Source organism: Nonomuraea sp. GTA35 (genome assembly GCF_041950525.1).
GTDB lineage: Bacteria > Actinomycetota > Actinomycetes > Streptosporangiales > Streptosporangiaceae > Nonomuraea.
Genome location: NZ_JBGNUV010000058.1, coordinates 1 through 950, shown reverse-complemented (window position 1 = coordinate 950; position 950 = coordinate 1). Strand labels below are relative to the sequence as shown.

The window sequence follows — 950 nt, the reverse complement described above, 5'->3', positions numbered from 1 at the left end:
TTTGATGGTGAAGCGGCCCTGGGTTGTTGCCCGCTGGATGGCCTCAGCCGGTGGCCGGCTGTAGCGTCCAGGTGCCCTGAGCGTGGGCGAGTCCGAGGTTGATCAGGCGGCGCAGGTTCAGGGCGGCTGCTCGTAGGTGGAGCCAGAGGTCGTTGCGCAGCACGCCGCGGTAGCGGAGCTTGCGGGCGCCGCCGTCCGCGCCGATCAGCCAGGCGATGGAGCGTTCGACCATGGGCCGGTGCTGCCGATAGACGGCTTGCAGGCCGGGGTCGGTGGCCCATTGCCGGCGGGCCTGGCGTAACAGTGCGTCATGGGGGTGCAGCTGCAGGGAGCGGCCGTTCTTGCTGTTCGTGCAGTGCTCGCGGAGTGGGCAGGAGCGGCAGGCGACGCCGAAGGTCACCGACCGTGCCGCGGTGATGTGCCGTGTCACCCCGGCCGGGCAGATGACGGTGCCGCCGGCTTCGTCCACGATGAAGTCGTCGATGGTGAAGCCGCCGGCCACGGCCGGGCGCAGCGGTGCGGGTTTGAAGATGACGGTGTGCCCGGCATCGAGGAGCTGCGCGCGGGCGTCGCCGGTGCCGTAGGCCGTATCGCCCAGCACCTCGAACGTGGCAGGTTCGGCGGATGGCTCGCTCAGCAGGTCCACGCCGACGACCGCCTCGTGGTTGCCGGCTCCGCTGGCCATGGTCAGCCGCACAGCGGTGAACAGCCCGGTATCGGGTTCGATCACGACGTGGGCCTTGTAGCCGTCCTGGCGATCGTGCACGGTTTTGTGCACGTGCCGGGCTTGATCGTCGACGGTGGAGATGACCCGGTCCGGAGCGACCTTGCGGGCGATCCGCCAGCGTCCGTCGCAACCGTCGGAGCCCTCGGCCGGCTCGACGTCCTGGCCGGCCACCAGCGCCAGCAGCGCCAGGGCCGCAGCCGCGTCGTCACCCAGTTCGCCGGCG

The 950-nt window shown here is 70.7% G+C and carries 1 protein-coding gene; it reads right to left on the bottom strand.

The annotated features are described in order from the left end of the window. Positions 1 to 43: 43 nt before the first annotated feature. On the bottom strand, positions 44 to 950 hold a 907-nt coding region (locus ACBJ32_RS59350), incomplete at its 5' end, for a transposase (protein ID WP_375134400.1).